The sequence below is a fragment of the Glaciimonas sp. GG7 genome, from assembly GCF_052976905.1.
In genome coordinates this window covers 1-372 of the sequence record NZ_JBRIIQ010000245.1, presented here as the reverse complement: position 1 = coordinate 372, position 372 = coordinate 1, and the positions used below count along the sequence as shown (strand labels likewise).

Annotated in this window: 1 protein-coding gene; it reads left to right on the top strand. The window is 48.4% G+C overall.

Going from position 1 to position 372, the window contains the following annotated elements; translation table 11 throughout:
- Window positions 1–46: 46 nt before the first annotated feature.
- Window positions 47–372: hypothetical protein (locus ACVBEF_RS21365; RefSeq protein WP_447125900.1), on the top strand; the 326-nt coding region annotated here is incomplete at its 3' end.

The window sequence follows — 372 nt, the reverse complement described above, 5'->3', positions numbered from 1 at the left end:
TCGCTCAAACATGTCATCAGCCTGATCCGTCTGGCGGCAGGAAAATGTGGCAGCGTCAAATGACGGGGTAGGTCAACTACCAATTCAAAAGCAACGGCAACTTCAAAAGCAACTTCAACGTCAAAGGTGGCTGCGCCTGCAAGGTCAAAAGCAACGTCAAAAGTGGCTGCGCCTGCAAGGTCAAAAGCAACGTCAAAGGTGGCTGCGCCTGCAAGATCAAAAACAACTTCAACTTCAACTTCAACTGTGGCTACGCCTGCACTTCAAAAACAACTGCAACATCAACAACTTCGTAGCTTATTCAGAGAAGAAACCCCTCATCAAAAAGGCTGCTGCTTTTGACGTTGACCTACCCCGTCATATGATGCTGCC